Origin of the sequence: Corynebacterium sp. HMSC05C01 (assembly GCF_001807155.1) — a bacterium.
GTDB lineage: Bacteria > Actinomycetota > Actinomycetes > Mycobacteriales > Mycobacteriaceae > Corynebacterium > Corynebacterium coyleae.
The window spans coordinates 108,382-128,370 of sequence record NZ_KV787948.1; the positions used below are offsets into that span (position 1 = coordinate 108,382).

Annotated in this window: 18 protein-coding genes, 1 tRNA gene and 1 pseudogene; 13 read left to right on the forward strand and 7 right to left on the reverse strand. The window is 61.2% G+C overall.

Translation table 11 applies throughout. The features are described 5' to 3' along the window. Positions 1–10: 10 nt before the first annotated feature. Entirely contained in the window at positions 11–904 is an 894-nt protein-coding gene (locus tag HMPREF3145_RS03945) for a DUF3662 and FHA domain-containing protein (RefSeq protein ID WP_070421957.1), read from the reverse strand. 166 nt (positions 905–1,070) lie between these two features. Between HMPREF3145_RS03945 and HMPREF3145_RS03950 the strand changes: the two genes are divergently transcribed. Then, positions 1,071–1,154 (forward strand) — tRNA-Leu (locus tag HMPREF3145_RS03950). 243 nt (positions 1,155–1,397) lie between these two features. Beyond that, positions 1,398–2,588, forward strand: coding sequence for an IS256-like element ISAmas1 family transposase (locus tag HMPREF3145_RS03955; RefSeq protein ID WP_141740805.1), 1,191 nt, complete (start codon positions 1,398–1,400; stop codon positions 2,586–2,588). A gap of 176 nt (positions 2,589–2,764) precedes the next feature. On the opposite strand, the gene HMPREF3145_RS03960 is transcribed toward HMPREF3145_RS03955, so the two are convergent. Then, complete coding sequence (locus tag HMPREF3145_RS03960; protein ID WP_246815456.1) at positions 2,765–3,268, reverse strand: SHOCT domain-containing protein; 504 nt, start codon at positions 3,266–3,268, stop codon at positions 2,765–2,767. A 127-nt stretch (positions 3,269–3,395) separates the two neighbouring features. Here HMPREF3145_RS03960 and HMPREF3145_RS03965 point away from each other — a divergent pair, with 127 nt between their 5' ends. The 5 genes and pseudogenes from HMPREF3145_RS03965 (at position 3,396) to HMPREF3145_RS03980 (ending at position 8,025) form a co-directional block, all read left to right on the forward strand. Continuing rightward, positions 3,396–3,707, forward strand: a complete 312-nt coding sequence (locus HMPREF3145_RS03965) for a transposase family protein (RefSeq protein ID WP_007000757.1) — start codon at positions 3,396–3,398, stop codon at positions 3,705–3,707. 123 nt (positions 3,708–3,830) lie between these two features. Further along, positions 3,831–4,019: pseudogene (locus tag HMPREF3145_RS11650) on the forward strand (IS256 family transposase); the annotation flags it as partial. A 234-nt stretch (positions 4,020–4,253) separates the two neighbouring features. Then, the gene (locus HMPREF3145_RS03970) at positions 4,254–5,399 is read left to right on the forward strand and encodes a hypothetical protein (protein ID WP_083279373.1); all 1,146 of its coding nucleotides are present in this window, start codon (positions 4,254–4,256) and stop codon (positions 5,397–5,399) included. A gap of 45 nt (positions 5,400–5,444) precedes the next feature. Beyond that, a complete protein-coding gene (locus HMPREF3145_RS03975; RefSeq protein ID WP_070421960.1) occupies positions 5,445–6,836 on the forward strand; it encodes an MFS transporter in 1,392 nt (463 codons plus the stop codon). Then, complete coding sequence (locus tag HMPREF3145_RS03980) at positions 6,829–8,025, forward strand: hypothetical protein (RefSeq protein WP_070421961.1); 1,197 nt, start codon at positions 6,829–6,831, stop codon at positions 8,023–8,025. Before HMPREF3145_RS03975 ends, HMPREF3145_RS03980 begins: the two co-directional genes overlap by 8 nt. On the opposite strand, the gene HMPREF3145_RS03985 is transcribed toward HMPREF3145_RS03980, so the two are convergent. Further along, positions 8,003–8,389: a cupredoxin domain-containing protein gene (locus HMPREF3145_RS03985; protein ID WP_070421962.1), complete on the reverse strand. Its 387-nt coding sequence runs from the start codon at positions 8,387–8,389 to the stop codon at positions 8,003–8,005. The genes HMPREF3145_RS03980 and HMPREF3145_RS03985 overlap by 23 nt on opposite strands. A 126-nt stretch (positions 8,390–8,515) precedes the next feature. On the opposite strand from HMPREF3145_RS03985, the gene HMPREF3145_RS03990 reads away from it, so the two are divergent. Continuing rightward, positions 8,516–9,202 carry a helix-turn-helix transcriptional regulator gene (locus tag HMPREF3145_RS03990; protein WP_070421963.1) on the forward strand — a complete coding sequence of 229 codons (687 nt, stop codon included), beginning with the start codon at positions 8,516–8,518 and terminating at the stop codon, positions 9,200–9,202. On the opposite strand, the gene HMPREF3145_RS03995 is transcribed toward HMPREF3145_RS03990, so the two are convergent. Continuing rightward, positions 9,199–10,371 (reverse strand): globin domain-containing protein, encoded by a 1,173-nt coding sequence (locus HMPREF3145_RS03995; protein WP_070421964.1) that lies wholly within the window; start codon positions 10,369–10,371, stop codon positions 9,199–9,201. The two genes, HMPREF3145_RS03990 and HMPREF3145_RS03995, sit on opposite strands and share 4 nt — an antisense overlap. A gap of 48 nt (positions 10,372–10,419) precedes the next feature. Beyond that, the gene (locus HMPREF3145_RS04000) at positions 10,420–11,670 is read right to left on the reverse strand and encodes a hypothetical protein (protein WP_070421965.1); all 1,251 of its coding nucleotides are present in this window, start codon (positions 11,668–11,670) and stop codon (positions 10,420–10,422) included. A gap of 89 nt (positions 11,671–11,759) precedes the next feature. Between HMPREF3145_RS04000 and HMPREF3145_RS04005 the strand changes: the two genes are divergently transcribed. From HMPREF3145_RS04005 to HMPREF3145_RS04015, 3 genes are read left to right on the forward strand one after another with little or no spacing between them, the layout of a single operon-like run. After that, a complete protein-coding gene (locus HMPREF3145_RS04005) occupies positions 11,760–13,421 on the forward strand; it encodes a glutaminase (protein ID WP_070422025.1) in 1,662 nt (553 codons plus the stop codon). 48 nt (positions 13,422–13,469) lie between these two features. Beyond that, a complete protein-coding gene (locus HMPREF3145_RS04010; protein ID WP_070421966.1) occupies positions 13,470–14,714 on the forward strand; it encodes an ATP-binding protein in 1,245 nt (414 codons plus the stop codon). 10 nt (positions 14,715–14,724) lie between these two features. Continuing rightward, positions 14,725–15,882 carry an alpha-amylase family protein gene (locus HMPREF3145_RS04015; protein WP_070421967.1) on the forward strand — a complete coding sequence of 386 codons (1,158 nt, stop codon included), beginning with the start codon at positions 14,725–14,727 and terminating at the stop codon, positions 15,880–15,882. Here HMPREF3145_RS04015 and HMPREF3145_RS04020 read toward each other — a convergent pair. Both HMPREF3145_RS04020 and HMPREF3145_RS04025 read right to left on the reverse strand, forming a co-directional pair. Further along, positions 15,861–16,421, reverse strand: coding sequence for a hypothetical protein (locus HMPREF3145_RS04020; protein ID WP_070422026.1), 561 nt, complete (start codon positions 16,419–16,421; stop codon positions 15,861–15,863). The genes HMPREF3145_RS04015 and HMPREF3145_RS04020 overlap by 22 nt on opposite strands. A 197-nt stretch (positions 16,422–16,618) precedes the next feature. Next, on the reverse strand, positions 16,619–17,932 hold the full coding sequence (locus HMPREF3145_RS04025) for a M20/M25/M40 family metallo-hydrolase (protein ID WP_070421968.1): 1,314 nt from the start codon (positions 17,930–17,932) through the stop codon (positions 16,619–16,621). Between the two features lie 41 nt (positions 17,933–17,973). Between HMPREF3145_RS04025 and HMPREF3145_RS04030 the strand changes: the two genes are divergently transcribed. Together HMPREF3145_RS04030 and amn are read left to right on the forward strand one after the other, a co-directional pair. After that, entirely contained in the window at positions 17,974–18,564 is a 591-nt protein-coding gene (locus HMPREF3145_RS04030) for a TetR/AcrR family transcriptional regulator (RefSeq protein WP_070421969.1), read from the forward strand. 11 nt (positions 18,565–18,575) lie between these two features. Then, on the forward strand, positions 18,576–19,934 hold the full coding sequence (gene amn, locus HMPREF3145_RS04035) for an AMP nucleosidase (protein ID WP_070421970.1): 1,359 nt from the start codon (positions 18,576–18,578) through the stop codon (positions 19,932–19,934). The last annotated feature ends 55 nt before the right edge of the window (positions 19,935–19,989 follow it).

Below are 19,989 nucleotides of genomic sequence, written 5' to 3' on the forward strand. Positions count from 1 at the left end.
TTCCGGTGCTCTACGGCTGGAAATACTCAGTACTCGGATGCGACACCGAATCCGTGAAGTCCGGCTCATTCGCATTCATCGGCACCTCATCCTGGCCGCCAACAATACGAACCTCGATGTTGGAATGGCCCAGCGTAATCACGTCGCCATCAGCCAGCATCCAGTTATCCACCGGCTCATCATTGACCGTCGTGCCGTTCGTGGACTGCAAATCCACCAACACCGCAACCTGGCCATCCCAGGTGATCTCAGCGTGCTGACGCGACACACCCGTATCCGGCAGACGGAAATCAGAATCATTCGAACGGCCCAATATGTTGGACCCCTCGTGCACCAAGTACGTACGCGAAGAGCCATCCTGCAGCAGCAGGCTCACCGTGGCATTCTGCCCATTCGACTCGCCACCGTTTGCAGGATTGGCGGCATTCGGTTCGGACATTGCATCCTCCTTACTCTCCGAGCTCAAGGCACGAGCACGCTTCTTCGGCTCCGCCACAATGGCGTCGAATCCACTCACCACATCCGGCATCGTGTCGATATACGACGACACACGGAGCTGACCCGTCCTCAAACCCGACTCCTCAGCGATACGCACAACAACCGGCCCATCCAAGAACCACTGCTTATTACGCACGTACCGCATGAGCTGATCGGCGAGGTCCGCAGGAAGATCACGATTCCTAGACAAGTTTTCCAAGTCCTTCGAAGACACACCCACTGCGTACACATTCGGAGCGACATACTCGTCCCGATCCGTGACCACCAGCGAATCCTGTGCCTCCTGCTTGACCAGCACCTCAATCTCCTCCGGCACAACCTTGCCGCCAAACAGCGCAGCCATAGAGTTATCCAAGCCACGCTGCAGAGAACTATCGAGCTTTGCCAGCTTGTCCATTACCGCCACTTCCCACGCACCTCCTTTCTTCACATGCGAATTTAAGTAACTCGGACAGTATAGGTGCCCACCCCGACACGACCTATCCGAAAACGCGGCGCGCGTGTCTAAAACCTGGTGTGGACTGGCGGTTTGTACTTTTCACGCGGGTCGTTCTATATTTATCAAGTCGCCCGCCCGGGTGGCGGAATTGGCAGACGCGCTGGCTTCAGGTGCCAGTGTTCGCAAGAACGTGGGGGTTCAAGTCCCCCCCCGGGCACAAGCTAAGTCCCGACACATACTCTCCGGAGTGTGGGTCGGGGCTTTTGCTGTTTTGACCCCTGAAGGTGGTAGGAAATTTGGGTTAAGTAGCAAAATGTGTGTCTGATTTTCGCAGTCCTCACTGCTCAGACGGCATAAATCGGCCGTATATAAGGTTTCGCACCTTATATATGCTCGATTCTCGTTCAATCCACCGGAATGGCATCCTCATGTGCTAGTCGGGGATTGGTGTGCTTTCTGGGTGAGTAGAAACAGACCACGTTGCCCAGTATGCGCTGGGGAAATGAAGAAAAATGGCACCACTTCCAAAGGCACAACCAGGTGGCGGTGCAAAAACCCAGATTGCGGCAGCTCGACGAGACGCCGCCGCACCGATCACACCCAAACTCGCGACTTTCAAGCGTTCATCTCTTATGCGACTTGCATCGCCTCATTGGCCGAGGTCGCTCGCCTGCGAAACATCAGCCGGTGGACCCTAGATCGCCGATTCGCGCCGTTTTGGCTCATCGATGTGCCCAACGATGGTGAACCTCACCGCGTCTATGACCAGATCTTCATCGACGGTACCTACACCGCCGCTGGCTGCCTCCTCGTCGCGGCCAGCTATGACCACGTCATCGCATGGCACTGGGCGAAAAGCGAAACCGCCCACGCCTACACCCAATTGCTCAAAAAGATCGCCGAGCCACTATGTGTGGTCCTCGACGGCGGACAAGGAGCACTCACCGCCATTAAAGCGTGCTGGCCAAACACGCTCATTCAGCGCTGCCTAGTCCATGCCCAACGCGCGATCCGTCGCTACACGTCGACCCAACCACGCACCGACGCGGGCAAGGCGATCTACGCACTGGCGTTGAAACTGACCCGCATCACCACACTTGACCAGGCACGCGAATGGACACTGCGTCTCCACGACTTCGGACAGGTCTATAAAGCATTCCTCGACGAAAAGACCCCCGTGCCAAAAGAACGGCGCACGCTGAATCACCAGTGGGAATGGACCCACCTGCGAGTTCGCAAGGCATACAACTCCCTGCTGCACCTCTCACGGAAAGGATGGCTGTTTACCTACCTGCAGCCGCCCAAAAACGCACTCGAGCCAAACCGGTGGGTCTCAACAACCAACAGCCTCGAAGGCGGCATCAACGCCCAGCTCAAACGCATCGCCGATGCACACCGCGGCAGGTCAGGAGAACGCCAACGAAAAATGCTCGAGTGGTGCCTGTATGCAAAAACGCAACTGCCTGACGATCCACTCACGATCGCCAGGCGGTGCAATTTCGGACAAGACCAACTCGCCAAAGTCAACGATCTTGCCGAAGAAGACCACAACAAAGCCGACCAAGAAACAGGACGACCAGCCTTCTACGACAACGCTATCCCAACCGAATACAACCACTCGATACGAATCAGAAAAGGCCCCATGAAATAGCACAAAAGTGTCCGACCGACGACACGCCGACCGGACACACATTTTGCTACTTAACCCCTTTTTGACCCTTAACCCAAAAATAACCCCGCAGGTTTCCCTGCGGGGTGTTGTCATTAGAACGGTACTTCTTCGCCCTCGGACCGCGACGCTGCGGCTGGCGAGTGAGCGGACCAGGGTCAGACCGAGGAGAGCGCCCTTGCCTTGATCTGGTCGAACTCCTGCTGGGTAATCGCTCCCGAGTCGAGAAGGGCCTTCGCCGAGGCGATCTCATCGGTCGGGCTCGATCCGGCGGAGCCGCCGGCGACGGACTTGATGTACTCCTCCTGCCGCTGCTGGCGCTCCTGGTGCGCCTCGGCCGCGCGGTCGGTCATCCCCCGACCTCGAACAAGCAGGTACGCGAGCATTCCGATGAACGGCAGCGCGACGATGAACACCACCCACAGCGCCTTCGCGAAGCCGCCGAGGTCCTTGCTGCGGAAGAGATCTCCGAAGATCCACCACAGGGACATGAACCATGCGAAGAAGATGAAGAACTCGAACATGGCGAGTAGGAATGAGCCGTTGTCGTCGAACATCTGCTGACTGCCTCCTGACTGGATGGACGCTGGCCGAGCGGTCCACGCGGACCCCAGCGCACGACGGTTAGGAACAAGGACGTGCCCGGGCCGTCGCCGAACCACGTTAGCAGATCTTCCTCACCAAGCGTGGTAGCCGGGTTGCGACGCGCTGACCGGGTTGGGCTGGTGAAGACGGACCTGGGACTCCACGATTCGTAGCGACCAAGCAACGGATCGAGAGGAGTCCCAGGTGAGTGTTGAGGCTACCGTCCTGCCCGCTGCGATGCTCGGCATCTCGGGGTTGGTGGTGCTTGCCGCCGGTGAGTACGGCGGTGAGCTGGAGCTGTTGGTGGAGACCTCCGAGTCGGTGACCGGGTGCCCGCGGTGCGGGGTGGTCGCGGTGGCCCGCGGCCGGCGTGAGCATCTGGTGCGTGACATCCCCTCGGCGGGGCGGCCGGTGCTGCTGGTGTGGCGCAAGCGGCTGTGGCGGTGCGCCGAACCGGCGTGCCCGCAACGTACCCGGTCAGTACACCTAATAAAGCGACGTCAGTACGTTCGCTAATGCTCGAGCTGATCTTTCATCGCTCGTACCTCTCGGCTGCCAGCGTGGTCACTTATTCGCAACCGCCCACCGTGCGTTCTCTACACCCCTCACCGTTGCACCCGCGTGAGACTCTTAGACGGACCTGACGATCCACTCACGATCGCCAGGCAGTGCAATTTCGGACAAGACCAACTCGCCAAAGTCAACGATCTTGCCGAAGAAGACCACAACAAAGCCGACCAAGAAACAGGACGACCAGCCTTCTACGACAACGCTATCCCAACCGAATACAACCACTCGATACGAATCAGAAAAGCCCCCATGAAATAGCACAAAAAGTGTCCGACCGACGACACGCCGATAGCAGACACACATTTTGTCGCTTAACCCCCGACCGGACACACATTTTGCTACTTAACCCGGAAATTTTAAGCCCCGGGCGCTTGCTTGAGCAGAGGCGACACCGGGGCGTACGAGAAAGAGATTACACTTAAAGGGCGCTACGTCCAAGCATAGGTGCTGGATTTGTGCGCACATTCATAAAAGGTCAAGGGGGTTGACACTTTGGGGTCCTTAGATGGGGTTGAAGGTCCTGGTTCCGAGTTTTTCTTCTCAAAGCTCGTCAGTGACTCGCGCTTTGCGCCGTATCTGCAGGAAGCAAACAACGATGTGCAGAAAGCCAGAGAGCTTTATCTTTGGGCTGGGGAGGTTGCCTCTGCAGGTCTGGAGTTACTTGCCCATTTTGAAGTTGGGCTGAGAAACGTCATCGATAAGGCTCTCAGGGAGCATTTCGAACACGATGCTGGCTCAGTGCCGTGGATATTCTCTCGAAATCCTTTAATTGGAGAAGGAGTCCGGGAAAGGGTTGAAGACACAAGGGAGGGATTAAGTCCCCACCACCGAGATTCGCGGGAGCAGATAACCGCGAACTTGCATTTCGGATTTTGGACTCGAATGCTCGGAAAAGGCAACGACGAGCTCTGGCGCCTCTGTTTGCAACGCGCGTTCCCTTATGCCCGAAGTCGTAGCGAAGTTGGCGCCGCAGTGGAAGGGATTAGGAACTTTCGTAATCGCGTGGCTCACCACGATTCGATTCTTGATACCGATGTCCCGTTTGAATGCGATCGAGTATTTGCGGTGGCGAACTATGTTGATCCTGCGTTCGAGCATTTTCTTAAGGCAGTAGACCGCGTTGAGTCCCTGTACAACCGGCGCCCGACCGAACCAGCAGATACTTTGTTAGTTCCTGGAAAGAAGGAATGGGAGCTTTATAAAAAGACGTCTGTGTATGTCTGTAAATCAGGACGAACGTTTCGTCCTGTGCGTCATCTTGCGTTTTATGTTGACAGAAAGATTCAAACTGAGATTCCTGCGGTCAAGTATCGGCAGGACAATATCACCTGGAATTTGAACGAGGCGCGGCTCTTAAGGAAAGAGGCAAAAGACCGCAACAGGCCTGAACTGCGGAAAATCGCGCAAGCCATTGAAGAGCTATCTCAAAATGGATGGTGTGATGGCAGTGGGGTTGAAGGTCGGTATCAAGCGTTTGTGTTGACCTCAAAGGACGAAACGCAACCACTTGGAGCGCATCGGACTTTGCCAAGTGAAATTGAAAATACTGCGTTCGGTAAAGGCAGTGGTTGGGTGACTAAGCAGCGCTATTTGTACTTAGAGCGACTTATGCAGCAAGGTGCGGCCTACCTGGCGTAGATCCTGCGACAAGGTGAAAAAGAACCGCGCGGTAGTATTCCCCGCATGGAATCCACCAGCACACCCGCGCAGCGCTGGGGCTTCTTTGCTGTTGTATCACTCGGCCTGCTCATGATCGGGCTGGATAATTCAATTTTGTACACGGCGTTGCCCGCGCTTGAACGTAGTCTCGGCGCAGGTCCCAGCGAGGGCCTGTGGATCATTAACGCCTACCCGCTCGCACTTGCGGGCCTTCTGCTTGGCACAGGCACGCTGGGGGACCGGGTGGGCCACCGCAAGATGTTCCTGATCGGTCTCGGGATTTTCGGTGTGGCGTCGCTGGGTGCGGCGTTCGCGCCGGGCACGGCTGAGATGATCGCGGCGCGCGCCATGTTGGGTGTTGGTGCGGCGGTGATGATGCCGGCGACGTTGGCGTTGATCCGTCTGACGTTTTCCGACGAGCGCGAGCGCAACCTGGCCATCGGTATTTGGGGCGCGGTTGCCGTGGTTGGCGGCGCGCTCGGACCGGTGGTTGGTGGTCTGCTTCTGGAGTTCTTCTGGGTCGGTTCGGTGTTCCTCATCAACGTGCCGATTGTGTTGCTTGCGCTCGTGCTTACGGTGTGGCTGGCGCCGCCGAATCTGCCGAATCCGAACAAGGCGTGGGATGTCATTTCTTCGCTGTATTCGCTGGTTGCGCTGTCGGGCCTGACGATGGCGATCAAGCAGGCTGCGAACACCCAAAGCGTCGCGCTGCTGGTCGGCTCGATCGTGGCGTGCGTGTTGGGCTCGTGGCTGTTTGTGCGGCGTCAGGCGCGCCTCGATGACCCGCTGCTCACCTTCGACATCTTCCGGTCCCGCATGTTCACCGGCGGCGTTGTTGCCGCGGCGGGTGGCATGTTCATCATGGCGGGCGCGGAATTGATGACGACGCAGAAGCTGCAGCTTGTCGACGAATTTACGCCCCTGAAGGCCGGCACCACCGTCGTCGCCATGGCCGTGGCCGCCATTCCCGCGTCGACGCTCGGTGGCGCGTTTTTGCACAAGGTTGGCTTCATGCCGTTGATCGCTGGTGGTTTCGCGTTATCGGTGGTGGGGGCTGGTCTGCTGGTGGTGGGCGCGTCGTCGCATAGCGTGCTGTTCGAGGTTGTGTCGCTTGCGGTGTTGGGCTTTGCGGTGGGCTCGGTGATGAGTGTGTCGTCGATTGCGATCATTGGCGCGGCTCCGATGAACCGTTCCGGCATGGCGGCGGGGGTGGAGGAGGTCTCCTACGAGTTCGGCACCCTGACCACCGTCGCGCTGACCGGTTCGCTGCTCCAGCGGGGTCTGGATGGTGGCGCGACGTACACCGAGTCGTACGAGAATGTGCTGTTCGTGCTGGCCGTATCTGCGGTTGTGTTCGCGGCGGCCACGTGGTGGTGCTTCCGCGACAACCCGAAGTCGGGGTCGGTCAATGCCTGATATGAATCCGCGGGCGTGGCACCGCAAAGCCTCCAAGCCGGTGAGCATTTGGATGGGCGTGTTCATCATCGTGGGGCTTGTCCACCCGTTCATCCCTGAGGGATCGTGGCTGCTCATCCACATTTTTACGCTGGGCATTCTGACAAACTCGATCCTGTTGTGGTCGCAGACGCTCACTGAGCGCTTCCTGGGGCGCAAGCTTGACGACGCCACCCGCCCCGCCCAGCTCACCCGCACCTATCTGCTCAACGCCGGCGTCGTTGCCACGCTCGTTGGTCAGGTGGCGCTCTGGTACTGGCTGACCTGGGTCGGTGCGCTGGTCGTCGGCATTGTGGTGGCGTGGCATGCGGTGGTGTTGGCGGGGCAGGTGAGGGCGTCGCAACGAAGCAATGCGAGTGTGTACGGCTTCGTGGCCTCGGCGTGCTGTCTGCCGGTCGGTGCGCTGTTCGGCGCGGCGCTGTCGGCCGGACTGCCTGGTCAGTGGCACGGTGCGGTGCGCCAGGCGCACATGTTCATCAACGTTGGCGGCTTCGTCGGTTTTGCGGCGATGAGCGCGCTGAGCATCCTGTTCCCGGCGATGTGGCGCACGCGCGCTGTCGACCGGGTCGGTGTCGCACTGGTGCTCGCCGGGGCGGGTGTTGTGCTCGCAGTCGCGGGTGCGCTGCTGCGAATGTCCGTGGTCACTGGCATTGGTGCTGTGGTGATCGTGGCAGGCTGGGTGTGGCTCTACCAGGGGTTTGTGGTCAACGCACTGACGGTGTTTGCCGACCCTCGCGGCCGCATCACCTACCCAGCCCTCTCTGCCTTGTGTGCAGTTGCGTGGCTCATCGGCGGGCTGACCTGGTACGCGGTGCGCCTGTTCGGTGGGTCCGCTGACATTCCGACGTTGCCGCTGCTGCTCGGGTTCGCGGCACAACTGCTGATCGGCACCATGAGTTACCTCATGCCAACCATGATGGGTGGCGGTCCAGCAGCGGTAAAGTCCGGACTGCGGGAACTCAACCGTGGTGCCTACCTGCGCGTCGGCCTATTCAACGTGGCCCTTTTGGCATGGCTTGCGGTGAACAACTCCTACGCGCGGATTGTCCTGTCCTTCCTCGTGTTTGGCGTGCTTGTGGCGTTTATCCCGCTGCTGACCAGCGCGGTAAAGGCGCAGGTTGCGCTGATTAAGGCGTCACGTCGACCCTAAAGAGCATTCCCATCGTCTTGTGTCCCGCGATGGTGCACCAGCCGAGTGTGTCAACGTTGAACTCTCCGTAGTAGGAGGTAGCGCTCTCGCCAGGGCTGAGCCGGCCTGAGTAGCCCTCGCCGACCTTCAGGTCGTGCTCTTTCTCGCCGGAGTTGGTCAGGTTGACCACGAGTTTCGTGCCGCGGGGCACCTCCACCCGGTCGGGGATGAACCGCATCCGCTCAATATCAACGTCAACGTGGACGACGTCGTCGCCGGTGGGGATCTCACCTTGCGCAGGTGCGAGCAATGTCGCTGCCGTTGCGGTACCAGCGACGAGCGCAGTCACTGCGGACCAGGCGGCGAAGTGCGTTGTGCGTGCCACGGATCGGCTCCTTTGGTGTTCGTTGATGACGTTGAGATTGTATAATCCGAGAAAAACCAAGTTGGACTACAACTCAGCAACACATATAATTTTGGCGGACTTGATACACCCCTCAGGAGAACGCGCATGGAACGTAGGTATGCTCCGCGGCCAGCTGGTGAGCTGATAACCGCCGTCCACCGCCTGAGCGCGAAACAAGTCGAGGTTTTCCAAGAGGTGCAGTCCCACGCCGAAGGCATCCAGGTTGCTGAAATTGGCGAAGCACTGGGCATGCATCCCAACACTGTGCGCGGGCACCTCGACGAGCTCATGGCCGCCGGGGTGATCAGTCGCAGGGTTGCCACTGGTTCTGGCAGGGGGCGCCCGTCGCATATTTACACCGCACGCGTTGCGCCTACGAGCCGGGCATCGGGTGCGATTGTGTCGCTCGTGGAGGTGCTGGCCAGCCAACTGTCTGCCGACGACACCGATGCCGCCAAGGCACTTGGCCGCGAGTGGGCAGACCGTGTGAACGAAGGTCGCGACAACGGCGCAGATGAGGTGGACCTGGCCACGGCTGAACGACAAATCGCGGAACTGCTGCGCGAGCTGGGCTTTGACCCGCTGCAGCGTCCAGATGCGACCACCCGGAAAGTGCGCGAACTTAGCCTCAATGCCTGCCCGTTTGTCACCGAGAGCAACAAACGTCCGGCTCCGGTAATTTGTGCGCTGCACGAGGGGTTTCTGGACGGGAGGCTTGGCGGCGTCAAGGTGCAACTGCGCCCCCACGACAGGCCGGGGGAGTGCGGTGCCCGGCTGACCAAGCGTGCTTAGGACACGAGCCAGTCATTCGGACTGAACAGCTCGTAGAAGACGTTCGCTGGCGCCTTGTCTTCCGGGAGGGCGGCAAGGTCGTCGCGTAGCGACTGCAAGAAGCCGGTCCCGCCACAGAGGTAGACGTCGGCGCCTGCGACATCGATGTTGTGGATGTCGATGCGCTCACCGCTGTCGCGGAAGAACGGGTGGATCGAGCCGTCGTTGAGCGCGGCCACCAGGTCGCGGCTTTCCTGCGCTTGCGCCCAAGTGGCTTCCGACGAGTCTGAGTGCACGTAGGTCACCCGACGCGGATCGTCGTGCTTGACCAGGTGCGTGAGGATACCAGTCAGCGGCGTCGAACCAATGCCGGAGGAGATGAGCACAATCGGGTTCTCGCCCGGGCGCAGCACGAGATCGCCGGCGGCGAGAGTGGCATCGACGGTGTCGCCGACTGCGACGCGCTCCTGCAGGTACGACGACACTTCGCCGTCTTTCTGCACCGCGATGCGGTAGTGCGATGCGTCGCCATCGATGATCGAGTACTGACGCAGCTGGCGGGCGCCGTCGTCGAGCTTCACGCCGATCGACGTGTACTGCCCAGGCTTCGGCGCGGAGAAATCCCCCTCAACGGTGAACGCAGTGACCGTTTCGCTCAGGGCCTCCTTGGCGGTCACCGTGCCGCGGCGGAACACATCGCCATCCGCCACACCGTCAGAGGCGTAGAGCTCCTTTTCGTGCTTGATCAGTACGTCCGCCATCAGCCAGTAGACCGCGTCCCAGGCCTCGGCCACCTCGGGTGTGACGGCCTCACCGAGCGTTTCGGCGATCGCGGCCATCAAGTTGTCGTGCACGATCTGGTACTGGTCCTCCGTGATGCCGAGGGAGACGTGCTTGTGCGCGATGCGGTCGAGCATCATCACGGGGTCGGGCTGGGAGTCGTCGACAAGATGCGCCGCGAACTTCACCACCGACGCGGCCAGCGCCTTCTGCTGTGCGTTCTGCTTCTGGTTGCCGCGGTTGAACAGGTCGGAGATGAGCTCCGGGTGCGCCGCGAACATCTTGGAGTAGAAGGTGGTCGCGATGGTCTGCATGTTGTCGGCGACCGGTGCGAGCGTGGCCTTCACAGTCTCAGCGTGCGCATCCGAGAGATACTTGCGTTTCGAGTCGGGGAACGTGTCAACGTACATCAGGGCCTCCTTGAAGTCGCGGATCGAATAAACACGATTATAGCCGTTTTAAAACAGGTCGCGTGTTGCGGAGTCGATGTCTTGGATGAGGAAACAGTTTGAATACGGCAGGTCCTCCGCCTCCCCGAACGTGTCTAAAAAGTCCACAGCGAAGTGGTTCAACAGCGGAGCCTGGTTCTGTTGTTGCCGCCCGCGTAGCACCACCCGGGCAAATCCGATGTCTTGCTCCCTAAACGACTCGAATAGCGCGTCTTTCAACGCGTCCGCCTCCGGTGTGTTGCTGGTGGGGAAACAGACACGAAAGTCACGCGGGATCCAGTGGTAGATGGCATTTGCGTACTCGAAAATCAGGTCGGGATCGGTGGTGGACGTGAGTTCGTCGTAAAGCAAACGCGCGGGTGCCGCGGAAGGGTTACGGGCCACAACGTGATGTAGCGATTCGCCGACCGCAGCAACGAGCGGGCCCGCAGCGGGGGATTCGACCAGTAGGCCCGTACACTCCTGGGCGCGGGCGCACGACAAGTAGTACTCGACCGCGCTCGTGCCGCAGCCCACCAGGCTGTCCAGGTAGTCGTCGATGCCGACGCGCACATCGCGCAGGATCTCGTGTGGCAGCTCCGTGCCGTCGTCGTCCACGTCCACCCGCAGAGATACTCTTCCGAGGGGAAATGCGCGGTCGATAAAGACCAGTGGGACGGTCTCCTCCGGGACCATGTCCAGTGAAAACACCTGGCGTCCTTCGCGGACGAATTCGTCTGCGGTGAGTGAGCCGATACGCACGCTAAACGTGTCGGGGTCGGGCAGGCGCATGATGTCGAAGTCGGCGGGGGACTGGGTGTCGTCGACAATCGCGTACTCGGTCACTCCTGGGATCGGCCGCGTCAACGGCTGAGGCATCACCGCGCGGAGCTCGTCCCAGGCGCCGTCCATCGCGTCTTCGATATCGAACTCACCCGCAAGCTGCGTTGCGTACCGGGCGAGAGAGTGGGCGTAGACAAACCGGGGTTCGACCCGTTCCAACTGCTCCATCGCCTGCCGCAGCGCGTCGAGGTAGAAAAACTGATCGGAGACGTGCATGTCGGCTGCGTCTCCCGCCAGGTCAAAGCACTGCCGCGCATACGCGAGCGTCGCGTAGTCCATGGGAGTTTTAAAACCACGGGTCGGGCGTGGTTTCCAGACCGCGAAGAAGTCGTCCATAAAAGCCTGCACGTTGTGCAGATCGCGGTCGTTCAGATCGCCCCAGATCTTCCACGTAACTTCAAGGCCGTGTGGGCGGGCGGTGCCACTGTAATCGCTCATGAGGTGAATCTAACCACCGCGCACGACACGAGGCGAACAGGTGTTCGAACATGTTCGAATGTGTCGTGCTCGGGCCTACACTTGCCACCATGCCTTCGCCAGTGACTGAATACCTGCACGACATCGTCGAATCGGTGCGTGACCACGACTCCGGCCACCGCGCCGACTACATCGACGTGCTCAAACACGCTGACCCCGACAAGCTCGGCCTCGCACTCTGCACTGCGGACGGACAGCTCTACGCGGTCGGGGACTGCGACTACAAGTTCTCCATCCAGTCCATCTCCAAACCGTTCGTCTACGCGCTGGCGCTGGACATGTACGGTCCCGATGAGGTCCACGCCCACGTCGGCGTTGAGCCCTCCGGTGAGGCATTCAACGCGCTTTCGCTTGACGACGAAGGCCGCCCCGCCAACCCACTTATCAACGCCGGCGCCATCACCGTCAACCAACTTATCGGCGGCCCCGACATCCCCGTGGAGCAGCGCAGCGAGAAACTCCGCGCCTACTTCTCCCGCCTTGCCGGCCGCGAACTGAGCATTGATCAGCGGGTATTCGAATCCGAGAAGGCCACTGCCGACCGCAACAAGGCGTTCGCCCACATGCTGCGCGAAGCGGGCACGATTAGCGACGATGCCCACGAGGCCGTCGCCTCTTATATCGCCCAATGCGCCATTCTGGCCACCGTGAAAGACCTCGCCGTCATGGCTGCCACCCTTGCCAACGCTGGCATCCAGCCGGTCACCGGTGAGCGCATCGTCTCGGCGGAAGCAGCTCGCCTCGCCCAGGCAGTCATGGTCTCCGCAGGCATGTACGACGCCTCCGGGCGCTGGATGGTCAACGTCGGCATCCCTGCGAAGTCAGGCGTGGCCGGCGGTTTGATCGGGACGTTGCCAGGCCAGTTAGGTATTGCGTCGCTAAGCCCGCGCCTGGATAAACAGGGCAACTCCGTGCGCGGCGTGAAAATCTTCCGAGAACTGTCCAGCTCCATGGGGCTGAACCTGCTGTCGTCGAACTTCTACTTCGCGCCGGGCATCCGTCGCATTGAACGCCGCGACGACGCCGAAATCGTCGAACTGCAAGGCATGATCACGTTCACCTCCGCCGAAAGGATCCTGCGTGGTCTTTCCGAGCGCCGTCTGACCAGCACAAACCTCATCCTTGACGTCTCCGGCGTGACCGCGTTTAACAAGGCTGGCCGCGACCTGATCAAAGACGGTCTGATGCAGTACCGGGACGAGGGCTACAACATCTCCATCTACGACCCGGACCACACGCTGTCGGACTACGAGTTCGCCGACGGCACCACCGCCCAAGCCATCCGCGACTTCACCGCCTCCTTCTCCGTCCCGGCCACCCGCGAAGAGGTCTACGAGGCGATCACCAAACCCAAAACCTGGTGGGACGAACGCGTCGAAGGCGACGCCGCCGAACAAGGCTCCGAGTTCCACTACTCTGACGACGACCGCTACGTTGGCTTCTCCGTCAAGGAAGCCGACGACGGCAAGCGCATCGTCTGGGATGTCGAACCCACCGACAACCCCAAAGAGGACCACGAGTGGGACGACACCTCCCTCATCTTTGACATCGAAGAGGACGAATCCGGCAAAACCAAGGTCAACTTCACCCACCGCGGCATGCGCCCCCACGACAGCGGCTACGAAGAAATTGCCAAGGAGTGGCGCGAGCGCATCGCCAAGGGCCTGCAGCCGCTCATTCGGCGCAGGGAGGAAAATTCGACCGATTCATGACGGAAAAAACGACCGATTCACGACGGAAAATTGGTATGGTTCGTGTCTATGGGATACCTGCAACGGGCCGTAGACACCCAACTTGACCAGCTCCTTCCGTATGCGTCTGCTATTGCGGTTGAGGGGCCGAAAGGTGTCGGCAAAACCGAAACTGCGCGCCGGCGAGCGTCGACGGTGCTCAAGCTCGACACGGATGAGGGTGCCGGAGTTCTCGCCTCGGATCCGGCGTTCACCGCAAGCCCTGATGGCACGATCTTGATCGATGAATGGCAGCGCCACCCCGAGTCCTGGGATTACGTCAGGCGGGCGGTGGATAATGGTGCTCCCGCCGGGCGTTTTCTCCTGACCGGCTCAGCCACTCCCGTAGCCGGGACTGATACTCACAGCGGAGCAGGGCGCATCTTGTCAATGCGAATGAGACCGTTGGCGTTGTTTGAACGGCGTGGCTGGGAGTCGTCGATAAGCATGCGCGAACTTTTTCAAGGTGACGCAACCATCGCAGGCGAGACCGACAAAACCCTGAAAGACTACATTGACGCGATAGCGTCCGGCGGCTTCCCGGGCTTCTATGAAGCGCCACCGGTACTCCGCAACCAGCAGCTGGACTCCTATCTCACCCGTGTGGTGGATCGCGACCTCCCTGAGCAGGGCTACACCGCGCGCAACCCAACAGCGTTGATGAACTGGCTAGCGGCGTACGCAGCAGCCAGCTCCACGACGACGAGCTACCAGGAGATTCTCGACGCAGCCACGCCCGGACAAACCAACAAACCCGCTAAATCCACGACGATGGTGTACAGAGAAAAACTCGCCGAGTTGTGGATGCTGGACCCCGTGCCAGCTTGGGATATGCGACGCTCCCCGTTCGCTGGCCTCGCGAAAGCACCGAAACACCAGCTTGCGGACCCAGCGTTTGTCCTGCGTCTGCTGGAGATTCCAGCTGCGAAACTCACGGGGCGGTTTAACTATCTGCTCGGACCACTGTTCGAGTCGCTCGCCACCCTCACCGTGCGGGTAGCGGCGCAAGCATCCTTCGGTACCGTCGGCCACTTCCGCACGGTCAAAGGGGATCGAGAGGTCGACCTCATTGCGCAGGACCAAGACGGTGCGATCGTGGCATTGGAGGTCAAACTGGCCGCCAACGTGGGTGACGACGACGTCAAGCACCTGCTTTGGTTGCGCGAGAAACTCCCGGACGATGTTGTGGACGCGGTGATCCTCACCACCGGCACCCGCGCCTACCGCCGCCCCGACGGAATCGCGGTCGTACCGCTGGCGCTGCTCGGTGCGTAGGCTCGGGCACATGTTGGATCGCACAATCTGGTGGCACGTCTACCCGCTCGCCGCGCTCGGCGCGCCGATCCGCGACACTAAAGATGCCGCACACCGCCTACGCGGACTCGAGGCGTGGCTGGACTACCTGGTCGAACTCGGCTGCAATGGCCTGCTGCTCGGTCCCATTTTCGAGTCGGTCACCCATGGCTACGACACCCTCGACCACCTGCGCATTGACGCAAGGCTTGGCGACGACACCGACATCGACTGGCTTATCAACGCCTGCGCAACCCGTGGCATCAACATAATGCTCGACGGGGTCTTTAACCACGTGGCCCGCACCCACCCTTGGGTTGAGCAAGGTCTTGCCGGCGACACGGACTGGGAGGGTCACAACGAACTGGCCACACTCCACCACGACGAGCGAGAGATCCGGGATGCGGTCGTCGACATCATGTGCCACTGGCTGCGCCGCGGCATCGCGGGGTGGCGCCTCGACGTCGCCTACGCCGTCCCGTCCGAATTCTGGCGCGACGTGCTCTCCCGCGTTCGCGAGGAGTTCCCTGACGCAATGTTCCTCGGGGAGGTCATCCACGGCGACTACGCAGAGATCGCCGCGGCCGGCACGCTCGACGCAGTCACCCAGTATGAACTGTGGAAAGCCACCTGGTCATCGCTTGCCGACGCCAACTTTTGGGAACTCGCCCATGCCCTCGAACGCCACCCCGCCGACCTGTTGACCAACACGTTCATCGGCAACCACGATGTGGACAGGATCGCCTCCACAGTCGGACCCGACAAACTGATCCTCGCCGCCGCGATTCTCATGACCGTGCCCGGCATGCCGTCGATCTACTACGGCGATGAACAAGGCTTCACCGGCACCCGCGGCGAGGGCTGGTCTGCCGACGACGCCGTCCGCCCCGCCCTGCCAACCACCCCGGCCGAACTCTCGCCACTGGGTGGGTGGATTTTTACGGAGTATCAGAAGCTGATTGGGGTGCGTCGTCGCAACGCATGGCTCACACGCGCACGCGTTGAGGTGCTGGATAAAACCAACGAAACGATCTCGTTTACCTGCACCGACGGCGAACACACCCTCCAGACTGACCTGTGGCTTGACCCCACGCCCGGCGTGCGCATCCACGCCGACGGCAACGAGCTTTACAGCTGGATGTTGAAGTAAGCCAGGATCTGCGCCAACGCGTCCTGCAGCATCTTCAGCAGGTCCGGCAACTGCAGCGTGGTCACGCCCGCGACCGGCACATCAACCGACGGCACGCCAGCCGGGGTGAGGTTGATGCGCTCCGGGAACTGCGGCTGAATCTTCGGCTGCTGCTTTGGCTGCGGGGCTGGTTGCTGGGCAGGTGCTGGCTGCTGCGCGGGCGCGTTTTGCTTCGGCGCAGCGTTGCTGGCGTTGTTGGAGTTGGTGTTGTTGCCGCCGGTGGTGCCTTTGAGGCCGCAGCGGTTGGCGGCTTCGTCGACACGCGAAAGCGCGTCCAGGATCTGCGGGCCGCGACGGTCGAACATCGCGATCGTGCGCGCCTGGCGGACTTTTTGCTGGTAGTCGGCGTCATTGGTCCAGTAGCGGGAGGCCTGGTCGCAGGAGATCGGGCCCGCGGGCAGCTTCGCCAGGGTGTCGTCGATGGCGTCAGCCTGGGCGGTCGGCGCGGCGGCGATCGTGCCGGCCAGCGCCGCGGTCATAGCGAGAGTACGAAACTTCATGCGGGACAGTATGTCACGGATGGGGCAGATGTGACAGGTGGTGCGGGCCTTGGGAGGGTGTGAAACCTTCATATGCAGGGCTCGATATGCGTAAGTCCAGGTAGGAGGGTTTTCGAGAAATTGTGGCCGAAATTCGGAAAACGCGGTGACCAGCGGTTACGCATATCGAGCCCTGCATATGAACCGAAATGGCGGAACTACGCCCCGACGAAGCGGCGGATCAGGGAACGGTACGCCCGGACCGTGAGGTCGACGTCTTCGAGGGAGACGGATTCGTCGTGGCTGTGGAGCTCACCTAGAACAGACCCCAGCGTTTCGCCGCGCCCGTGGAGGGCGAATCCGTAGCCGACACCACCTTTACGACGAGCAAAGCGCAGGTCGGATCCACCCGCCGCGATCGTCGGGACGACGGGGACGTCGGGGAAGAATTCGTGGAAGGTGTCCACGATGGCGTCGTAAAGCGGGCCCGAGGTGGGGGAGACGGTGCCGGGTTCGGTGATGAGGTGGGTGATCTCCACCTCGTCGGCAAGGTCGCCGAGCGCTTCCCGCAGCAGATCGTCGATCTCTTCTTGCGTTTGGCCAGGCAAGGGCCGGATGTCGAGCTCCATCCAAGCGACGGACGGCAACACGTTGATCGCCTCGCCGGCACGCAGCACGGTGGGGGAGATGGTGAGGTGGCTCATGGCGTGGGAGTAGCTCTGCAGCTGACCGAACGTCTCGTAGCCTTCGCCGCGCAGCAGGGCCGCTTCGGTGTCGGGGTCGAATTTCCAGGCGCGGACGTAGCCCTCCCAGATGTCGTCGCTACGCACTTCGGGCGTGATGGTGGCGATGCGGCGCGCGACCTCACCGATCTTGGTTACCGCCATGTCGCGGCCGAACGGCGCGGAGCCGTGGCCGGCGTCGCCATGCACGGTCAAGCGGCGCTGTGCGGCGCCCTTCTCGCCGACGACGATCACGAGCGCGTCGGAGCCGTCGGACACAGGCAGGTGGGAGCCGCCCTCCTCGGACAGGCAGTTCGCCCAAGGGAACGACGCGTTCTCCGAAAGCCACGCCGCGCCGAGGCCACCGCGGGCCTCCTCGTCGGCGCATCCCACGAAGGTCAGGGTGCCTTTCGGGCGCACGCCGGATCGTGCAACGTCGCGCACAGCCGCCGCCATCGCTGCGGTGATGTAGAGCATGTCGGTGGCGCCGCGCCCGTACATGCGGCCGTTTTTGATCTCACCCCCGAACGGGTCAACTGTCCATTTATCCTCGTCGACGGGCACGACATCGGTGTGGCCCAAAAGGGTGAGTAGCTCAGCGTTGGGGTCGGTGCCTTCGATGGAAAACGCTACGGAAACTCGACCCGGATGGGGCTCGAAGCGTTCGACGTTTACACGGGTATCCCCGAAGAATTCCTGCAGCGTGCGGGCGTTTCTTTCCTCATGTCCAGAATCTGCCGTCAGATTGTTGACGCATCCATTTCTAATAAGGGCATGTAACAGTTCCAGGGTGTCATCGGTTAGGCTCATACCACATAACACTAATGTCGGAAATCTTTTGGAGACATGGGATGACTGAAACTACCCTCCCGGGCCGCCGCTCGGACAGCCAAGACCCGCGCGCGCTGCGCACTCGCAAGGCGCTAATCGACGCCACCATGCGCCTCCTCAACGACTACGAAGTCGCTGAGCTCAACGTCTCGCAAATCGTGAAAGAAGCAGGCGTGAGCCGTCAGGTGTTTTACCAGCACTTTGAGGACCGCGACGCCCTCGTGCTCGCCACCGCAGCGCAGTGGGTCTTGGCGGCCTACGGCAGTTTCGCGGAACGATTCAGCATTGACAAGAACTTTGAAGCGTCGGTCACTGCACTGGCACAGGCGACCGCTGGTCACTACACCGCCGCCACGCGCATCATCGACTCGCCGATCCACAGCCTCCTGGATAACCAGGTCTACGAGGTCATGCTGCCCACCATGCGCGAACAACTCCTGCCCCGCGCCGCCCGTTGGGAAAACGCGGACATGAAGCTTGTCGACGATATGGCCCGGTTCTACATCGCAGGCATGCAGCAACTCATTGAGCAGTGCATCCGCGAAGGCGTTCCCGCAGAGGAGTTTGGTCGCCGCGCCGAAGCCGTGCGCCGCGTGCTCATTCGTGAGTAGCCTGGCGGAGTATGAGCCAGGTACGTGAGGTCGTCGAGAAGCTAAAAGCCCTGTACAACACGTCGTGCGACATTGCACGCGCCGGGGACTTCGAACGCTACGGAGAAGTGCGTTACCCCAAACTGACCGTGGACGTGCTCGAATGGCGCCCCATCGACCGCTCCAAAACCTTCGGCTACGTCGACAAAGCCGGCACCTACTCCGCCGTCCTCTCCCGCCCCGACCTGCTCGAGGACTACCTCACCGCCCAACTCGAGGCGCTGACCTCGAACTATCCGTGCTCCATGCGTGTGGAGTACTCCGATATCGTCATCCCGCCCGCCTACATCAAGGGCACACCGCCTATCGACGAAACACGCAACCTGCCCCGACCCGCCCTCGACGACGTCCACGACGCCATCGTCGACGGCCACTGGGACGCCTTCCACGGTCCGGAAAAACCCCTGTTCCACTTCGGCCCGCAACGCTTCGACCTCGCCATCGCGCGACTCGAGCACTACACCGGCATCGACGTAGACACCCTGCAGCGCTACATCCTGTTCACCAACTACGCCATGCACGTCACCGAATTCGTGCGCTTCGGCCTGCGTGAACTGTCCGACCCCGACTCGCGCTACACCCGCCTCGTCCTCCCCTCCGGCGAAACAGTTTCCGACACCGTCGCGCTCGAAGACCTGGAGCTGGGGTCGAAGTTCCAGATGCCGCGCTACGACCTGATCACCGAAAACGGCGACGGCATCACCATGATCAACATCGGCGTCGGCCCCTCCAACGCCAAAACCATCACCGACTCGCTGGCCGTTCTGCGTCCGGAAGCGTGGATCATGATCGGCCACTGCGCCGGCCTGGACGCCCGCATGCGCATCGGCGACCTCATCCTCGGCAACGCCTACGAACGCCACGACCACGTTCTCGACGACTACCTGCGCCGCGAACTGCCCATCCCCGCCGTCCCCGAAGTGCAACGCACCCTGGAAAAGGCCGTGACCAAGGTGTACGGCGACGACACGTCGTTGATGCGCACCGGCACCGTCCTGTCCACCGGCGACCGGAACTGGGAGTGGAAAGACCCGCAGGACCTGTGGGAATGGCTCCGGGGATCCACCGCCGCAGCCGTAGACATGGAGTCCTGCACAATCGCCGCCAACGGCTACCGTTACCGCGTCCCCTACGGCACCCTGCTCGCGGTGTCCGACCTGCCGTTGCACGCTGTGCCGAAACTGCCCGCCGGCGCCCAGGCGTTCTACTCCAACTCGAAGGAAGCCCACGTCATGTGTGCCGTGCGTGCGATGGAGAAGCTTGCCCGGCGCCCCGAACGTCTCCGGACCCGGAAGCTGCGCCGCACGATCGGTGAGGTCCCGTTCCGGTAGGCCCTTCGCGGCTTCATATGCAGGGCTCGATATGCGTAACCCCTGGTCACGGCGT